The organism is Pseudomonas sp. HS-18, assembly GCF_020401845.1.
GTDB classification, from domain to species: domain Bacteria; phylum Pseudomonadota; class Gammaproteobacteria; order Pseudomonadales; family Pseudomonadaceae; genus Pseudomonas; species Pseudomonas nitroreducens.
Genome location: NZ_CP084413.1, coordinates 801,744 through 817,103 on the forward strand (window position 1 = coordinate 801,744; position 15,360 = coordinate 817,103).

The 15,360-nt window shown below is 66.1% G+C and carries 13 protein-coding genes; 6 read left to right on the forward strand and 7 right to left on the reverse strand.

Going from position 1 to position 15,360, the window contains the following annotated elements; genetic code table 11:
* Positions 1-13 precede the first annotated feature (13 nt).
* Positions 14-1,351: a tRNA (N6-isopentenyl adenosine(37)-C2)-methylthiotransferase MiaB gene (miaB, locus tag LDJ84_RS03855; protein WP_065084333.1), complete on the reverse strand. Its 1,338-nt coding sequence runs from the start codon at positions 1,349-1,351 to the stop codon at positions 14-16.
* A 137-nt stretch (positions 1,352-1,488) separates the two neighbouring features.
* Between miaB and LDJ84_RS03860 the strand changes: the two genes are divergently transcribed.
* A complete protein-coding gene (locus LDJ84_RS03860; RefSeq protein ID WP_024763971.1) occupies positions 1,489-1,821 on the forward strand; it encodes a DUF1820 family protein in 333 nt (110 codons plus the stop codon).
* Between the two features lie 115 nt (positions 1,822-1,936).
* Here the strand turns inward: LDJ84_RS03860 and LDJ84_RS03865 are convergent, their stop codons facing one another.
* The 4 genes from LDJ84_RS03865 to LDJ84_RS03880 all read right to left on the reverse strand — a co-directional run bounded on the left by LDJ84_RS03865 (position 1,937) and on the right by LDJ84_RS03880 (position 5,497).
* Positions 1,937-2,479 (reverse strand): tetratricopeptide repeat protein, encoded by a 543-nt coding sequence (locus LDJ84_RS03865; RefSeq protein ID WP_017521798.1) that lies wholly within the window; start codon positions 2,477-2,479, stop codon positions 1,937-1,939.
* Between the two features lie 227 nt (positions 2,480-2,706).
* Entirely contained in the window at positions 2,707-3,993 is a 1,287-nt protein-coding gene (hemL, locus tag LDJ84_RS03870) for a glutamate-1-semialdehyde 2,1-aminomutase (RefSeq protein WP_226045918.1), read from the reverse strand.
* 42 nt (positions 3,994-4,035) lie between these two features.
* Positions 4,036-4,665 carry a thiamine phosphate synthase gene (gene thiE, locus LDJ84_RS03875; RefSeq protein WP_054906782.1) on the reverse strand — a complete coding sequence of 210 codons (630 nt, stop codon included), beginning with the start codon at positions 4,663-4,665 and terminating at the stop codon, positions 4,036-4,038.
* A gap of 34 nt (positions 4,666-4,699) precedes the next feature.
* Entirely contained in the window at positions 4,700-5,497 is a 798-nt protein-coding gene (locus LDJ84_RS03880; protein ID WP_024763968.1) for a hydroxymethylpyrimidine/phosphomethylpyrimidine kinase, read from the reverse strand.
* Positions 5,498-5,705: 208 nt separating this feature from the next.
* Here LDJ84_RS03880 and LDJ84_RS03885 point away from each other — a divergent pair, with 208 nt between their 5' ends.
* Entirely contained in the window at positions 5,706-8,096 is a 2,391-nt protein-coding gene (locus LDJ84_RS03885; RefSeq protein WP_226045919.1) for a hybrid sensor histidine kinase/response regulator, read from the forward strand.
* 204 nt (positions 8,097-8,300) lie between these two features.
* Here the strand turns inward: LDJ84_RS03885 and LDJ84_RS03890 are convergent, their stop codons facing one another.
* Positions 8,301-9,320 carry a branched-chain amino acid aminotransferase gene (locus LDJ84_RS03890; RefSeq protein WP_226045920.1) on the reverse strand — a complete coding sequence of 340 codons (1,020 nt, stop codon included), beginning with the start codon at positions 9,318-9,320 and terminating at the stop codon, positions 8,301-8,303.
* Positions 9,321-9,717: 397 nt separating this feature from the next.
* The gene (locus LDJ84_RS03895; protein WP_084358036.1) at positions 9,718-10,533 is read right to left on the reverse strand and encodes an IclR family transcriptional regulator; all 816 of its coding nucleotides are present in this window, start codon (positions 10,531-10,533) and stop codon (positions 9,718-9,720) included.
* A 141-nt stretch (positions 10,534-10,674) separates the two neighbouring features.
* On the opposite strand from LDJ84_RS03895, the gene LDJ84_RS03900 reads away from it, so the two are divergent.
* The 4 genes from LDJ84_RS03900 to LDJ84_RS03915 all read left to right on the forward strand — a co-directional run bounded on the left by LDJ84_RS03900 (position 10,675) and on the right by LDJ84_RS03915 (position 15,332).
* On the forward strand, positions 10,675-11,061 hold the full coding sequence (locus LDJ84_RS03900) for a Zn-ribbon domain-containing OB-fold protein (protein WP_084358038.1): 387 nt from the start codon (positions 10,675-10,677) through the stop codon (positions 11,059-11,061).
* Entirely contained in the window at positions 11,058-12,209 is a 1,152-nt protein-coding gene (locus tag LDJ84_RS03905; RefSeq protein ID WP_024763964.1) for a thiolase, read from the forward strand. Before LDJ84_RS03900 ends, LDJ84_RS03905 begins: the two co-directional genes overlap by 4 nt.
* Positions 12,210-12,331: 122 nt before the next feature.
* A complete protein-coding gene (locus LDJ84_RS03910) occupies positions 12,332-14,467 on the forward strand; it encodes an acetate--CoA ligase family protein (RefSeq protein WP_170859188.1) in 2,136 nt (711 codons plus the stop codon).
* Positions 14,451-15,332: a MaoC/PaaZ C-terminal domain-containing protein gene (locus LDJ84_RS03915; RefSeq protein ID WP_226045921.1), complete on the forward strand. Its 882-nt coding sequence runs from the start codon at positions 14,451-14,453 to the stop codon at positions 15,330-15,332. The genes LDJ84_RS03910 and LDJ84_RS03915 overlap by 17 nt, the downstream gene beginning before the upstream one ends.
* The last annotated feature ends 28 nt before the right edge of the window (positions 15,333-15,360 follow it).

Below are 15,360 nucleotides of genomic sequence, written 5' to 3' on the forward strand. Positions count from 1 at the left end.
CAACGGTCGAGGTTCAGTGACGTGCTTCCACCAGGGTCGCGCGCAGGGAATTGGGCAGTGCCTCGTAGATTTCCACGTCGACGAACTGGCCGATCAGGCGCGGATTGTCGCAGCGGAAGTTGACCACGCGGTTGTTCTCGGTGCGGCCCTGGAGCTGGCCCGGGTCGCGCTTGGCGTAGTCGGTGACGAGGATGCGTTGGATGGTCCCGACCATCCGTCGGCTGATCTCGAAGCCTTGCTGGTTCAGGCGGCTGTTGAGGATCAGCAGGCGCTGCTTCTTCACTTCGTCGGGGGTATCGTCCACCAGGTCGGCAGCCGGGGTGCCCGGACGCGAGCTGTAGATGAAGGAGAAGGAGAAGTCGAAACCGACGTCCTCCACCAGCTTCAGGGTCTGCTCGAAGTCCTTCTCGGTCTCGCCGGGGAAGCCGATGATGAAATCCGAACTGATGCAGATATCCGGCACCGCCGCCTTCAGCTTGCGGATGCGCGACTTGTATTCCAGCGCGGTGTGGTTGCGCTTCATCGCCGCCAGGATGCGGTCCGAACCGGCCTGCACCGGCAGGTGGACGAACTTCACCAGTTCCGGCACCTCGGCGTGGGCGGCGATCAGCGAGTCGGAGAACTCCAGCGGATGCGAAGTGGTGTAGCGGATGCGCTCGATGCCATCGACTTCGGCGACCACGCGGATCAGTTCGGCGAAGTCGGCCAGGCGGCCGTCGTGGGTCTGGCCGCGGTAGCCGTTGACGTTCTGGCCCAGCAAAGTGACTTCCTTCACACCGTTCTCGGCCAGGTGGATGACCTCGGCGAGTACGTCATCGAACGGGCGGCTGACTTCCTCGCCGCGGGTGTAGGGCACCACGCAGAAGGTGCAGTACTTGCTGCAGCCTTCCATGACCGAGACGAAGGCGGTAGGGCCGTTGACCTGTGGCTCGGGCAGGCGGTCGAACTTCTCGATCTCCGGGAAGGACACGTCTACCTGGGGTTTGCGGGTAGCGCGGGCAGCGTCGATCATCTCCGGCAGGCGATGCAGGGTCTGTGGGCCGAACACCACGTCCACGTACGGCGCACGCTCGCGGATCGCCGCGCCTTCCTGGCTGGCCACGCAGCCGCCGACGCCGATCACCAGGTCCGGGTTCTGCTGTTTGAGCACGCGCCAGGCGCCCAGTTCGGAAAACACCTTCTCCTGCGCCTTCTCGCGGATCGAGCAGGTATTGAGCAGAATGACGTCGGCTTCTTCGGCCTTTTCGGTGATTTCCAGGGCCTGGTGTTCACCCAGCAGATCGGCCATGCGCGAGCTGTCGTACTCGTTCATCTGGCAGCCGTGGGTCTGGATGAAAAGCTTCTTGGCCATGGAACCTGTCTTGGTCTGGTTAAAAAATGACCGCGCATTATATGCCTCGCCGCTTGTGTCTACCAGCGGCGGCGCGTGGGGGATGGTTGCCTGTGTTATGCTGCGTGCCCTTTTTGCAAAGCTGTCATCCTTCGTTCATGAGCAAGCGCGAGAACCCGATCTACAAGGTGGTCTTCCTCAACCAGGGCCAGGTGTACGAGATGTACGCCAAGCAGATCTACCAGAGCGATCTGTGGGGTTTCCTGGAGATCGAGGAGTTCGTCTTCGGCGAGCGCACCCAGGTGGTGGTGGACCCCAGCGAGGAAAAGCTCAAGGCGCAGTTCGACGGCGTCATCCGCAGCTTCGTGCCGCTGCATTCGATCATCCGTATCGATGAAGTCGAGCGTCTGGGCACCGCGAAGATCAGCGATGCCAAGATCACCGGCAACGTGATGCCGTTCCCCATGCCGATGCCGGGCAAGGACAGCTGATTCATCAGCGCATTTTGTCCTTCGTAGGAGTTCGCTCGCGAACTGCCCAACGCCGAAGTCAGCCCAATAGTCCTGTTCGCGAGCAAGCTCGCTCCTGCAGGGAGTGGCGTCTGGGTCAGGGCAGCGGCGAGAACGGCGAGTTGCCGGCGGTCTGCAGTTCGATCAGGTAATTGCGGAAGATCTGCCCGAGCACCTTGGTGGCGATGTCCAGTTCGTCCTTGTTCATCTGCTCGGCGACCAGGTCGGCGCTGTCCATGGCGTCTTCGGCGCCGTTGACCGCAGCCATCTTCAGCACGATGTAGGCCTGTACGTTGTTGGCCTTCACGCCTTCGCCGCGGAAGAACATGGTGCCCAGGCGCAGTTGTGCGTCGGCGTGGCCCTGCAGCGAAGCCTTCTCATACCAGTGCAGGGCGGCCTGGAAGTCGCGCGGGGCGCGTTCGCCGGTGTAGAAGAACTCCCCCAGCTCGAACTGTGCCTGTGCGTCGCCGGCATTGGCGGCCTGCTGGCAGCTGGCCAGGGCCTGTTGCAGCTGTTCGGGCACGGTGTTGAGGGTGCAGCGTCCGGTGGCTGGAATCAGCAGCGAGTTGCCGCCCGCCTGAGTGAACAGGGGCAGTGCAAGCAACAGGCAACCCAGCAGGGTGCGACCGGAACGGTACATGGGGAGAAACGGCCTCCAGAATCGGGGCGGGCAAAACCCGGCCAGCGAAATGCGCCAGCCTTCACATTATGAAATAAGCGGGCGCTTCCTTACAAAGTCTTTACCTTCTTTTCTGTTTTTTTACTGGAAATGCCAGCGGCGGCAGGGTTGGCGTAGCGCCGGCGTAACGCTGTGAAAGCCTCGGTCCAGAGCGGAAGGCGCCCGCCTGGGCGCCTTCGCGGGAGGGCTTACTTGAGGGCGGCGAAAGCGCGCTCGGCAGCGTCCAGGGTCAGCTTCAGCTCGGTTTCACCGTGGGCGATGGAGGTGAAGCCAGCCTCGAAGGCACTCGGAGCCAGGTACACGCCAGCGTCCAGCATCAGGTGGAAGAAGCGCTTGAAGCGTTCCGCGTCGCTGGTCATCACATCGTCGAAGGTGACGATGTCGTCGGCGCCGGTGAAGTACAGGCCGAACATTGCGGCACCCGCCTGGGTGGTCACTAAGGGGATGCCGGCAGCGTCGGCACGCTCCTGCAGGCCCTGCAGCATGCGGGTGGTGTAGGTGGTCAGCTCGTCGTGGAAGCCGGGGCGGCTGATCAGGCGCAGGGTGGTCAGGCCGGCGGCCATGGCCAGCGGGTTACCCGACAGGGTGCCGGCCTGGTAGACCGGGCCCAGCGGGGAGATCTGCTCCATGATCTCGCGCTTGCCGCCGAAGGCGCCTACCGGCATGCCGCCACCGATGATCTTGCCGAAGGTCGACAGGTCCGGGGTGATGCCGTAGTGCGCCTGGGCGCCGCCCAGGGCGACGCGGAAGCCGGTCATCACTTCGTCGAAGATCAGCACCACGCCGTGCTGGTCGCACAGGCGGCGCAGGCCTTCGAGGAAGCCGGGGGCCGGCGGCACGCAGTTCATGTTGCCGGCGACCGGCTCGACGATGATGCACGCCACTTCCTTGCCGACTTCGCCCAGGGTCTTCTCGACGGCGGCAATGTCGTTGAAGGGCAGGGTCAGGGTGTGCTTGGCGAAGGCCGCCGGTACGCCGGGGGAGTTCGGTACGCCGAAGGTCAGGGCGCCGGAGCCGGCTTTCACCAGCAGGCTGTCGGAGTGGCCGTGGTAGCAGCCTTCGAACTTGATGATGCTGTCGCGGCCGGTGTAGCCGCGGGCAAGGCGGATGGCGCTCATGGTGGCTTCGGTGCCGGAGCTGACCATGCGCACCATGTCCATGGACGGGACCAGCGAGCAGACCAGATCGGCCATTTCCACTTCCAGCGCGGTCGGTGCGCCGTAGGACAGGCCGTGGTCGAGTTGCTTGCGCACGGCGTCGAGCACGTCCGGGTGGCTGTGGCCGAGGATCATCGGGCCCCAGGAGCCGACGTAGTCGACGTAGCGCTTGTCATCCTCGTCCACCACGTAGGCGCCTTCCGCATGCTTGAAGAACAGCGGGGTGCCGCCGACGCTCTTGAACGCGCGCACCGGCGAGTTCACGCCACCGGGGATGTGTTTCTGGGCATTGGCGAAAAGCGTTTCGGAACGGGACATGGTGTACCTCGCGAAGCTGTGAAGGGCCGGGCGCGTGGGCGCTCAGCGGGTTTCGAAGAGTTGGCTGAAGGCGCGCGCGCGTTGTTCGACTTCGGCCGGGGAGTCGGCGGCGAACAGCGCGTGGATCACGGCGATCATGTCGGCGCCGCGGGCGATCAGCTCCGGCGCGTTTTCCAGGGTCACGCCGCCGATGGCCACCAGCGGCACGTTGAAGCGCGCCTTGGCCTGTTCCAGCAATTCGAGGCTGGCGGCGGACGCGCCCGGTTTGGTCTGGGACGTGAAGAAGCGACCGAAGGCGACGTAGCTGGCGCCTTCGGCAATGGCCTTCTCGGCCAGGTCGAGGCTGGCGTGGCAGGTGCCGCCGATGACGGCATTGCGGCCGAGCAGAGCGCGGGCCGCGGCCAGCGAGCCATCGGTCTGGCCCAGGTGCACGCTGACACCCAAGCGCGCGGCCAGTTCGGCGTCGTCGTTGATCAGCAGCGTAGCGCCGTAGCGCGCGCAGAGATCGCGCAGCGCCTCGGCTTCACGCAGGCGGCGCGAGGCGTCGTCGGACTTGTCGCGGTACTGCAGCAGCTTGGCGCCGCCTTTCAGGGCGGCTTCGACGTAGGGCAGCAGGCGGCCGCCGTCGAGCAGCTGGCTGTCGGTGATGGCGTAGAGTCCGCGCAGTTTCATCGGTGCCTCGATCTTCGTACGGTTGATCCGTGAATCAGTTGCAATAGTCCAGTGGCAGGCGGCGCGGCACGTACTGGCCGTGGCCGGGTGCTTCCGCGTCACGCAGGGTGCGCCAGGTGTAGTCCAGGGCGCTGCGCACCGCGCTGACCAGTTCCTCGCCCAAGGCCAGGCGGCCGGCGAGGGTACTCGCCAGGGTGCAGCCCGAGCCGTGGTAGCTGCCGGGCAGGCGCTGGCAGGTGAAGGTGTGGCGCTGGCCGTCGCGGGTGTACAGGCGATTGTGCACTTCGGACTCGTCGCCGTGGCCGCCGGTGATCAGCAGGGTCTGGATATAAGGCAACAGCTTGTCGGCGCATTGGTCCGCGGTGCCTTCGGGCAGCTCGGCGAGAATGCGCGCTTCCGGCAGGTTCGGCGTGGCGACTGCGGCAATCGGCAGCAGGCGCTCGCGCATGGCGTAGCCGACGTCGTCCTTGCCCAGCGAGCCGCCGCCGCCGGCGCGCAGCACCGGGTCGCAGACCAGCGGGATGCCGGGCAGCGATTGCATGATCTCGACGACGGTGTCGACCATCTGCACCGAGCCGAGCATGCCCAGCTTGACCGCCGCCACCGGCAGGTCGGCGATCACCGCGTTGGCCTGGGCCAGCACCCACTCGCGGTCGAGCACGCGGAAGTCGGAAACGTTGACGGTATCCTGAACGGTCAGCGCGGTGACGGTGGGCGCCGCGTGGCAGCCTTGGGCGATCAGGGCTTCGATATCGGCCTGCAGACCGGCGCCGCCACTGGGGTCGTGGCCGGACAGGCAGAGCACTACGGGACGGGAGGCAGGTGTTTTCATGGCGCGGGAGCTTATCACCAAAATGCGCTGCTGAGCTGACCGAACGGTCCATTGCGCATCGCCCGGCCGCGCCCTGTCCGGATGGTCGAATGCCACGGGGCACAAGGCCTGTGCTAGAGTTCGCCGATTCCAACACAACGCCTCCACGGCGCGCCAAAGCGGGAGATGGGGATCTCCGGCGCGGCTGTCGGTGGCACTGCGGGGCACCATGCGGCACTGGCTGATCTTCCTGATCCTTCTCATCCTCTCGCCAGTGGCGAGCGCCATCAGCTTCGACGAGCACGTGGGGCAACTGCTGCTCGGGCGGGCGATGGATGTCTTCGAGGACGTGCGCGGCACCGCCGATATCGCCGAGATCAGCTCGCCGGCGCTGGCCGCCAGCTTCCGCCCCCATGAGCGCGACGTGCTCAATGCCGGCTATTCGCGCTCGGTGTTCTGGCTGCGCCTGGACCTGGACTACCAGCCGCAGGCCTCGCGCGACCCGGCCAACTGGCTGCTGGAGCTGGCTTACCCGCCGCTGGACAAGCTCGATCTCTACCTGCCCGATGGCAATGGCGGCTTCAAGCTCGCCCAGCGCACTGGCGATACCTTGCCGTTCGACAGCCGGCCGATCCGCCAGAACAACTACCTGTTCGATCTCAAGCTGGAGCCGGGCAAGCCGCTGCGCGCCTACCTGCGTCTGGAGAGTCAGGGCTCGATCCAGGCGCCGCTGACGCTGTGGTCGCCCAAGGCCTATCTGGAAGAACAACCGCAGCGCATCTACGTGCTGGGCATCATTTATGGCGTGCTGCTGGTGATGCTGATCTACAACCTGTTCATCTTCCTCAGCGTGCGCGACACCAGCTACCTCTATTACATCCTCTATATCGCCTCGTTCGGCTTCTATCAGATCTCGGTCAACGGCGCCGGCATCGAATACTTCTGGCCGAACAATCCCTGGTGGGCCAATGCTTCCACGCCGTTCCTGATCGGTTCGGCCGGGCTGTTCGGCTGTCAGTTCGCCCGCAGCTTCCTGCATACCCGCGAGCACAGCCTGTGGATCGACCGCATCCTGCGCGTCTTGATGGGCGTCGGCGCACTGGTGATGGTGCTGGCGCTCACCGTCAGCTACGCCATTGCCCTGCGCCTGGCCACCTACCTGGCGCTGGCGTTTACCGTGGTGATCTTCACCGCCGGCATCGTCGCCTGGTTGCGCGGCATGCGTGTGGCGCGTTACTTCATCTTCGCCTGGAGCGCCTTCCTGCTCGGCGGGGTGATCAACACGTTGATGGTGTTGGGCTTGCTGCCCAATGTATTCCTGACTATGTACGCCAGCCAGATCGGCTCGGCGCTGGAGGTCGGCCTGCTGTCCCTGGCGCTGGCCGACCGCATCAACGCCATGAAGGAAGAGCGCACGCGTATCCTCCAGGAAACCAGCCGCAAGCTGGAGCAGCTGAACCTGGAGCTGGCCAGCAGCAACCGCCTGAAGGACGAGTTCCTCGCCACCGTCACCCATGAATTGCGCACGCCCATGAGCGGGGTGATCGGTTCGCTGGAACTGATGCAGACGGTGCCCATGGACATCGAGCTGACCCAGTACCACAAGACCGCCACCGGCTCGGCGCGCGACATGATGCGCATGGTCAACGACATTCTTGCGCTGATCGAGTTGCAGGCCGGCAAGCTCTACCCGCGCCGCGAGCCTTTCAGCCTGCGCGGCCTGTGCGATGGCCTGCGCGCGCAGTACGCGCCGCGCGCCGAGGAGCGCGGGCTGCGCTTCGTGCTGCAACTGGATGAGAGCCTGCCCGACACCCTCGAAGGCGACGCCGGCAAGCTGGCCCAGGCGCTGGGCTACCTGATCGACAACGCCATCAAGTTCACGCACCAGGGTGGGGTGAATCTGCGCGTAGCCGGTGTGCCGAACAGTGAAGGGCTGGCGCTGCGCATCGAGGTGCAGGACAGCGGAATTGGCTTCTCCACGCCGCCGGACGGCGTGCTGTACCAGCGCTTCTTCCAGATCGACGGCTCGCTCACCCGCGAGTACGGCGGCCTGGGGATTGGCCTGGCGCTGTGCCGCAAATTGGTGGCGCTGCTGGGCGGTGAGTTGGTGCATGAATCCGTGCCGGGGCAGGGCAGCCGCTTCAGCCTGGAGTTGCAGGTCGGCCAGCCGGTGCAGAGCATCGCGCCGCCGCCACGCCGTGCCGGCGGCCAGGTGCTGCGCAGCCCCGACCAGTGCACCGTGCTGGTGGTGGAAGACAACGCCATCAATCAACTGGTAATTCGCGGCATGCTGCTCAAGCTCGGTTATCGCGTGCGCACGGCCGACAATGGCGCCGAGGCCATCGAGCTCCTGCGTCGGGAGGCGATCGATACGGTGTTGCTGGATTGCCAGATGCCGGTGATGGACGGCTTCGCCACCTGCCGGGCGATTCGCACCCTGCCGGGTTGCGCCGATCTTCCCGTGCTGGCGATTACCGCCCACAGCCATAGCGGCGACCGCGAGCGCTGCCTGGCCGCTGGAATGAGCGACTACATGGCCAAGCCGGTGAAGTTCGAGGAGCTGCAGGCTTTGCTGCATGACTGGCTGCTGTGCCAGCCGGCGCTGCCCAGCCCGGCCTGAGGTTCGAGCCTGTGCGGGGGCGGGCTTCGTCTGCGGTAGCCTCGTGCCTTTCGGTTCGCTGCGAAGAGCGCGCCGGAGCGGGCTTGTAGGAGCGAGCTTGCTCGCGAACGGTCCGTGGAGCGATGACTCTTGCGCACAACCGAATGAAAAACGCCGCGATGCCTCTCGGCATCGCGGCGTTTCTGTTTCAGCGAGCTGTCAGGTTCAGACCTTGACGACCCAGCCTTCCGGACCTTCCACGTCACCCTTCTGGATGCCGGTCAGCTCTTCGTAGAGGCGGCGGGTCACCGGGCCGACGTCTTCGCGGCTGAAGAACACGTGCAGGTTGTCCTTGTACTGGATGCCGCCGATCGGGGTGATCACCGCGGCGGTACCGCAGGCGCCGGCTTCCTTGAAGCGCGCCAGGTCGTCGATCTGCACGTCGCCTTCGACCACTTTCAGGCCCAGGCGCTGTTCGGCCAGTTGCATCAGCGACAGACGGGTGATGCCCGGCAGCACCGAGCTGGAGCGCGGGGTGACGAACTCGTTGTCGTGGGTGATGGCGAAGAAGTTGGCCGAGCCCACTTCCTCAATGCGGCTGTGGGTGGCCGGGTCGAGGTAGATGCAGTCGGCGAAGCCGTCTTTCTTGGCCTGGGCGCCCGGCATCAGGCTGGCGGCGTAGTTGCCACCGACCTTGGCGGCGCCGGTGCCGTTGGGCGCGGCGCGGTCGTAGGTGGAGATCACGAAGTCATGGGGCCTCATGCCGCCCTTGAAGTAGGCGCCGACCGGGATGCAGAACACCGAGAAGATGAATTCCGGAGCCGGGCGCACGCCGATGTTGTCGCCCACGCCGATCACGAACGGGCGCAGGTACAGCGCGCCGCCGGAGCCGTACGGGGGAATGAAGCGCTCGTTGGCGCGGACCACCTGGCGGCAGGCGTCGATGAACTGCTGTTCGGAAACCTGCGGCATCAGTACGCGGGCGCAACTGCGGGCCATGCGTGCGGCGTTCTGGTCCGGGCGGAACAGGTTGATCGAGCCGTCCTTGCAGCGGTAGGCCTTCAGGCCTTCGAAGCACTGCTGGCCGTAATGCAGGGCCGAGGAGCCTTCGCTGATGTGCAGGGTGTTGTCTTCGGTCAGCTTGCCGTCGTCCCAGAGGCCATCGCGCCAGTGGGAGATGTAGCGGAAGTCGGTCTTGATGTAATCGAATCCGAGCGCGCCCCAGTCGATGTCTTTCTGTTCCATGGTTGCCTCATTCAATGGGATTGCCTGCGGCCATTCGTCTGCCAGGGCATGGCGGACGAGCATCCGCATGGTGATTTCGGGACCCTGACGGCGGGCGCTGCCTGAATCACCAGGATTCCGCTACGCGGGGGGAGCGACGTCCCCCGCTTGATGGTACCGCCAGGACTCCACCAGGACTTGCCATGATACCGGCGATATTCGCGGCTGTGGGGGCCTGCCTGCGAATATCGCTGCCATCAGTCGCATCGGGAACCGAGCGACCCCGGCGCAGGGTCGCGGGCGGCAATGCCCTGCCCGAAGACGGATTTTGCTGATCGTCTGTTGGCTTCGGGTCATGCATTCAGCTGAAAAAAGACATTTATATGAATGTCATTTCTCATGCTGAATGAAATTTCCGTCATTCCGACTGGCTGGAATTCCCCTGGGGGAATAGCGAGCGGCTGATGAAGCGGGCTGTCTCGTGCAGGCTGGCGCCGATCTGCTCGAGCTTCTCGCGCTCATGCTGGGCGCTGATGCCGATGCCGGAAATGATGAAGCGTGGCTGGCGGTCGTGGTCGATGATCGCGCTGGCGACCATGCTGACGCCGCGGTAGAGGTGGTCCTGGTCGATGGCCCAGCCGCGCTCCAGGGTGGCGGCGGCATCGCTGCGGTATTCCTCGAAGCTTGGCGGGTTCTCCCAGCGCACACGGGTCAGGCGGCGGCGCAGTTCGTCGTCCGGCAGGTTGCGCAGGCCGGCGATGCAGCGGCCTGCGGCGCCGACCAGTTCCGGCAGGCGCGAGCCGACGGCGACGTTGACGTGCGCCACGGTTGGCGCGGAGACGGCGATCACGCGGATGTGGGCGTCGTCGGTGACCTGCCAGAGGGTGATCAGGATGTTGTGGCTGGTGCTCAGGCGTTCCAGTTCCGGCTGGATAAGGTCGGCGTAGCTGCGGCCGATGAAGCTCACTGCCAGTTCCGACAGACCCAGCCCCAGGCGGTAGGTCTTGGTGTCGTTGTCGAATGAGGTCAGTTGCTCGTTGGTCAGGGTGCGCAGGATGTTGAAGGTGGTGCTCGGGCTGACTCCCGTGGCGCGGGCGATGGCGGTCGCGCCCTCGGGGCCTTCGGCATTGGCCAGGTGGCGAAGGATCTGGATGGCGTTCACCACTGCGCCGACATCCTTGGCGCTGCTGGTGCGTTTGCTGCTGGCTTCTTCGACGGTCTTTTCAGTTATCATATTCTGTATTCTGATTGACATTCAGTATTGTGAATGTATTCTGACCCTGCGACGCCTGCAACGGCTTCCTGGAAGCTGGCTTGGCATGGGCGGTAACGCACTTTGCAACAAAGGCAGAACAAGAACAAAGGAGAAACCTCAATGGTGGATTTCCCCGACCGCAGCATGCCAGGGCCCGAGGCGCAGTACCTCGCGTTTCTCGCCCAGGGCCGCTTCATGTTGCAGCGCAGCGCCTCCACCGGCCGGCATGTGTTCTACCCGCGCACCCAGGTGCCCGGCAGCGGCGAAACGGACCTGGAATGGGTCCCCGCCAGTGGCCTGGGCACTCTTTATGCCTTGACCGTCAACCGCGCCCGCAGCGGTGACTACAACATCGCCCTGGTCGACCTGGATGAAGGCGTGCGCATGATGTCGCGCATCGAAGGCCATCTCAGCCTGCCCATCGGTACTCGCGTGAAAGCGCGCATCGCCCAGCAGGACAGCGGCCCTGTCGTCGTCTTCGAGCCCCTGGCGGAGGTGCAGCCATGAGCCAGGTCCTGCGCGGCAAGACCGCCATCGTCGGCATCGGCAGCGCCGGTATCGGCGAAGCCCATGGCTACAGCGCCATGGAGCTGCTCGGCCAGGCCTCGATGAAAGCCATCGCCGATGCAGGGCTTGCGCTCTCGGACATCGACGCGGTGTTCTCGGCCACCAGCTCCCACGCCTTCCCGACCCTCTCGGTCTGCGAATACCTGGGCATCAAGCCGAAGTTCGTCGATGGCACCAATGTCGGCGGCTCCAGCTTCGAGCTGCATCTTCTGCAGGCAACCCTGGCCCTGGAGGCCGGCCTGTGTGACGCGGCGCTGATCTGCTATGGCTCCAACCAGCGCACCGCCGGCGGCAAGCTGGTATCGATGAGCGAGCCGCAGTGGCACGAAACGCCCTACCAGCCGCGCCACCCGATCACCGCCTACGCGCTGGCTGCCAGCCGGCACATGCATCAATACGGCACCACCCGCGAGCACCTGGCCGAAGTGGCCGTGGCCGCACGGGGCTGGGCCAACCTCAATCCCGAGGCCTTCGCCCGTGGCCCGCTGAGCATCGATGAGGTGCTCGCTGCGCGGATGGTCAGCGACCCGCTGAGCAAGGCCGACTGCTGCCTGGTCACCGACGGCGGTGGCGCCTGTGTGATGGTGCGCGCCGACCGCGCGCGGGACCTGCCCAGGGCGCCGATCTACTTCCTCGGCGCGGCCGGCGCACAGTGGCACCGCTCCATCGTTGCCATGCCCGACCTCACCGTCACTGCCGCTTCCGAGAGTGGCCCGCGCGCCATGCAGATGGCCGGTGTGAAGCACGCGGACATCGACCTGGTGATGGTCTACGACGCCTTCACCATCAATACGATCCTGTTCCTCGAAGACCTCGGCTTCTGCCCGAAGGGCGAGGGCGGTCGCTTCGTCCAGGGCGGACGCATCGCTCCTGGCGGCGAGCTGGCGGTGAACACCAACGGCGGCGGGCTGTCCTGTGTGCATCCGGGCATGTACGGCATGTTCCTGATCATCGAGGCGGTTACGCAGTTGCGCCGACAGGCCGGTGAACGCCAGTTGAAGAAGGCCGATATCGCCCTGCTGCACGGCAACGGCGGCACCTTGTCCAGCCAGGTCACCGCGCTGCTCGGCACCCAGAACGTGCTCTGAAATCCGGGCAGGACGCCCTCCCGGTGGCCACCTGCGATAAGCGGGCGGCCCGCCGTGGACGCGTTCGCCCTCGCGCCGGGACGACCTAGTCCGGCACCCGTCATCTGTTCAGGTGGAACGTCATGTCAGTGAGTCACTTGCAACGCACAGGCTTCGCCAGCCTTACCCCGCTGATCCAGCCACGCTCGGTCGCCGTGGTCGGCGCTTCCAGCGACCCGCACCGCATCGGTGGCCGCCCCATCGCCTACATGCTGCGCAACGGCTTCACCGGCCGCATCCTGCCGGTCAACCCCAATCGCACCGAAATCCAGGGCCTGCCGGCCTACGCCAGTGTCGACGCACTGCCTGAGGCGCCGGACGTGGCGATCATCGCGGTGCCGGCGCCGCAGGTGCTGGAGACCGTCCAGGCACTGGGCCGCAAGGGCGCGCGCAGCGCCATCGTGTTCTCCTCCGGCTTCAGCGAAGTCGGCGAGGAAGGCGTGGCCATGCAGGACGCCATCGTCGAGGCCGCCCGCGCGGCGAACATGCGCCTGCTGGGGCCGAACGCCCTGGGCGTGTTCAACGCCAACCTGGGCTACTACGCCTTCTTCTCCACCAGCCTGGAGCGCGGCATCCCGCTGGCCGGGCGCGTCGGCATCGCCACCCAGTCCGGCGCCTACGGCGCACACCTGCTGGGTCTGTCGCGGCAGCGCGGGCTGGGTACGCCGATCTGCGTCGCCACCGGCAACGAAGCCGACGTCACCCTGGGCGACGCCATCGGCTGGCTGGTGGAATCGCCGGAGGTCGACGTGGTGATGGCCTACGCCGAATCCATCCGCAATGTCGACAGCTTCCTCGCCGCCCTCGAAGCGGCCCATCGCGCCGGCAAGCCGGTGATCCTGCACAAGGTCGGGCGCAGCGAGCTGGGTGGCCGCGCGGCCATGTCACACACCGCCTCCCTGGCTGGCGACGACAAGGTGCTCGATGCGGTGCTGGCCGACTACGCGGTGGTCCGCGCGCGCACCACCGAAGAGCTGGTGGACATCGCCTACCTCGCCACCCAGCGCATCTACCCGGTGAACAACAGCCTGGGGATGATCACCGTCAGCGGTGGCGCCGGGATCATTGTCAGCGACGCTGCCGAGGACGTTGGGCTGCCCATGCCGCCGATGCCGGAAGAGGCTCAGGCGCGACTGAAACAGCGCCTGCACTATGCCTCGCCGCTGAACCCGGTGGACTGCACGGCCCAGGCGCTCAACGACCTGAGCCTGGTGCACGATTTCACCGAGTCCATGGTGGTGGACGGCGGCTATCGTTCGCTGATCGCCTTCTTCACCCAGGCCGGCACCGCCGCCTCCATCGGCCCGCGCCTGGCCGAGCAATTCGCGCGGATCAAGGCCGACCATCCGGACCGCCTGTTCGTGGTCTCGGTGATGGGCGAGGGCGAGGAGCTGGCGCCTTACCAGAAGGCCGGCTTCGCCCTGTTCGAGGACCCGACCCGCGCCGTGCGCGCCATCCAGGCCATGGGCCAGTTGGGCGAAGCGTTCGCCCGGCCGCTGCGCAGCATTCCTGTGCCCGGTGGCGTCGAGCTGCCGGCCAGCACGCCCGGTGAGGCCGAAGCCAAGCAATTGCTGGCGCGCGCCGGCATCGAATCGGCGCCCGAACGTGTGCTGAAAAGCGCTGCGGAAGCCGCCGCGTTTGCCGAACAGATCGGCTTCCCGGTGGTGCTGAAAATCGCCTCGGCGGACATCCTGCACAAGTCGGAAATCGGCGGCGTGCTGCTCAACGTCGGCAGCGCCCAGGCCGTACGCGAAGGGTATGCATTGCTGCTCGAACGCGCCGCCGAGCATGCGCCGCACGCCCGCCTCGATGGCGTGCTGGTGGCGCGCCAGCTGCAGGGCGGCGTCGAGTGCTTCATGGGCATCCAGCGCGACCCGCAGTTCGGTCCGGTGGCGGTGTTCGGCCTTGGCGGCATCTTCGTCGAGGTGCTCAAGGACGTAGTGTTCCGCCGCTGCCCGTTCGGTGTCGGCGAAGCCGAGCAGATGATCCGCAGCATCAAGGGCGCGCCGCTGCTGCTGGGCGCCCGTGGTCGCCCGGTGACCGATATCAAGGCCCTGTCGCGCGTTCTCTCGCAGCTCTCGCAATTCGCTGCAGAGGCCGGCCCGCGCCTGCGTTCGGTGGACCTCAACCCGGTCTTCGCCATGCCCGAAGGGCAGGGCGCCTGGGCCGCCGACGCGGTGCTGGAAGTGCAGGAGGTGGCCCATGGCGCTGAATCCTGAGCACCTGCTGAATTACCCGATCCCGGAAGTACGCCAGCGTTTCAGCCGCCACGACAGCGCCTTCTATGCGCTGTCGGTCGGCCTCGGCGCGGACCCGATGGACGAGCACCAGCTGACCTTCGTCGACGCCAATCGTGAGCTGCAAGCGCTGCCCTGCATGGCGGTGGTGCTCGGTCACCCCGGCTTCTGGCTGGGCAACCCGGACACAGGCGTCGATGCCCTGCGCCTGGTCCACGGCGAGCAGAGCATCGAATGGCTCAAGCCGCTGCCGGTGGAAGGCGAAGTGATCGGCCGCACCCGCGTCACCGGGCTGGTCGACAAGGGCGCCGGCAAGGGCGCGCTGCTCTATAGCGAGAAGGTCGTCAGCGATGCGCAGAGCGGCGAGGTGCTGGCGATTGCCCGCGGCACCACCTTCCTGCGCGGTGACGGCGGCTTCGGTGGCGCCAGCCAGTCGCTGAGCCTGCCGCACCGCCTGCCCGAGCAGGCGCCGGACCTGGTCATCGACCTGCCGACTCGCCCCGAGCAGGCGCTGCACTACCGCCTGAACGGCGACGATAACCCGATCCACGCCAGCCCCGCAGCGGCGGCGCGCGGTGGTTTCCCCAGGCCGATCCTGCACGGCCTGTGCACCCTGGGGGTGGCCTTCCACGCGCTGCTGCGCGGCTTGGCCGACTACCGCGCGGAGCGTTTCGCCCACCTGCAGGTGCGCTTCTCCGCACCGGTTTTCCCCGGCGAAACCCTGCGTACCGAAATCTGGAATGACGGCTCCTTCCGCACCCGCGTCGTCGAGCGCGACGTGGTGGTGCTGGACAACGGCCGCGTGCGCCTGACCCCGGAGATGGGAGAACACGCCGGGCGGGCATAGCGCGACGACCTCAACCAACCTGCGAGAA

Bases quoted from the DNA above. Each gene is read 5' to 3' on its own strand.
- thiE (WP_054906782.1), bottom strand. From the start codon at position 4,665: ATGAAACTGCGCGGACTCTACGCCATCACCGACAGCCAGCTGCTCGAC.
- LDJ84_RS03915 (WP_226045921.1), top strand. From the start codon at position 14,451: ATGGCGCTGAATCCTGAGCACCTGCTGAATTACCCGATCCCGGAAGTA.
- LDJ84_RS03865 (WP_017521798.1), bottom strand. From the start codon at position 2,479: ATGTACCGTTCCGGTCGCACCCTGCTGGGTTGCCTGTTGCTTGCACTG.
- LDJ84_RS03860 (WP_024763971.1), top strand. From the start codon at position 1,489: ATGAGCAAGCGCGAGAACCCGATCTACAAGGTGGTCTTCCTCAACCAG.
- LDJ84_RS03900 (WP_084358038.1), top strand. From the start codon at position 10,675: ATGGTGGATTTCCCCGACCGCAGCATGCCAGGGCCCGAGGCGCAGTAC.
- LDJ84_RS03910 (WP_170859188.1), top strand. From the start codon at position 12,332: ATGTCAGTGAGTCACTTGCAACGCACAGGCTTCGCCAGCCTTACCCCG.
- LDJ84_RS03880 (WP_024763968.1), bottom strand. From the start codon at position 5,497: ATGAAAACACCTGCCTCCCGTCCCGTAGTGCTCTGCCTGTCCGGCCAC.
- LDJ84_RS03890 (WP_226045920.1), bottom strand. From the start codon at position 9,320: ATGGAACAGAAAGACATCGACTGGGGCGCGCTCGGATTCGATTACATC.
- miaB (WP_065084333.1), bottom strand. From the start codon at position 1,351: ATGGCCAAGAAGCTTTTCATCCAGACCCACGGCTGCCAGATGAACGAG.
- LDJ84_RS03885 (WP_226045919.1), top strand. From the start codon at position 5,706: ATGCGGCACTGGCTGATCTTCCTGATCCTTCTCATCCTCTCGCCAGTG.
- hemL (WP_226045918.1), bottom strand. From the start codon at position 3,993: ATGTCCCGTTCCGAAACGCTTTTCGCCAATGCCCAGAAACACATCCCC.
- LDJ84_RS03905 (WP_024763964.1), top strand. From the start codon at position 11,058: ATGAGCCAGGTCCTGCGCGGCAAGACCGCCATCGTCGGCATCGGCAGC.
- LDJ84_RS03895 (WP_084358036.1), bottom strand. From the start codon at position 10,533: ATGATAACTGAAAAGACCGTCGAAGAAGCCAGCAGCAAACGCACCAGC.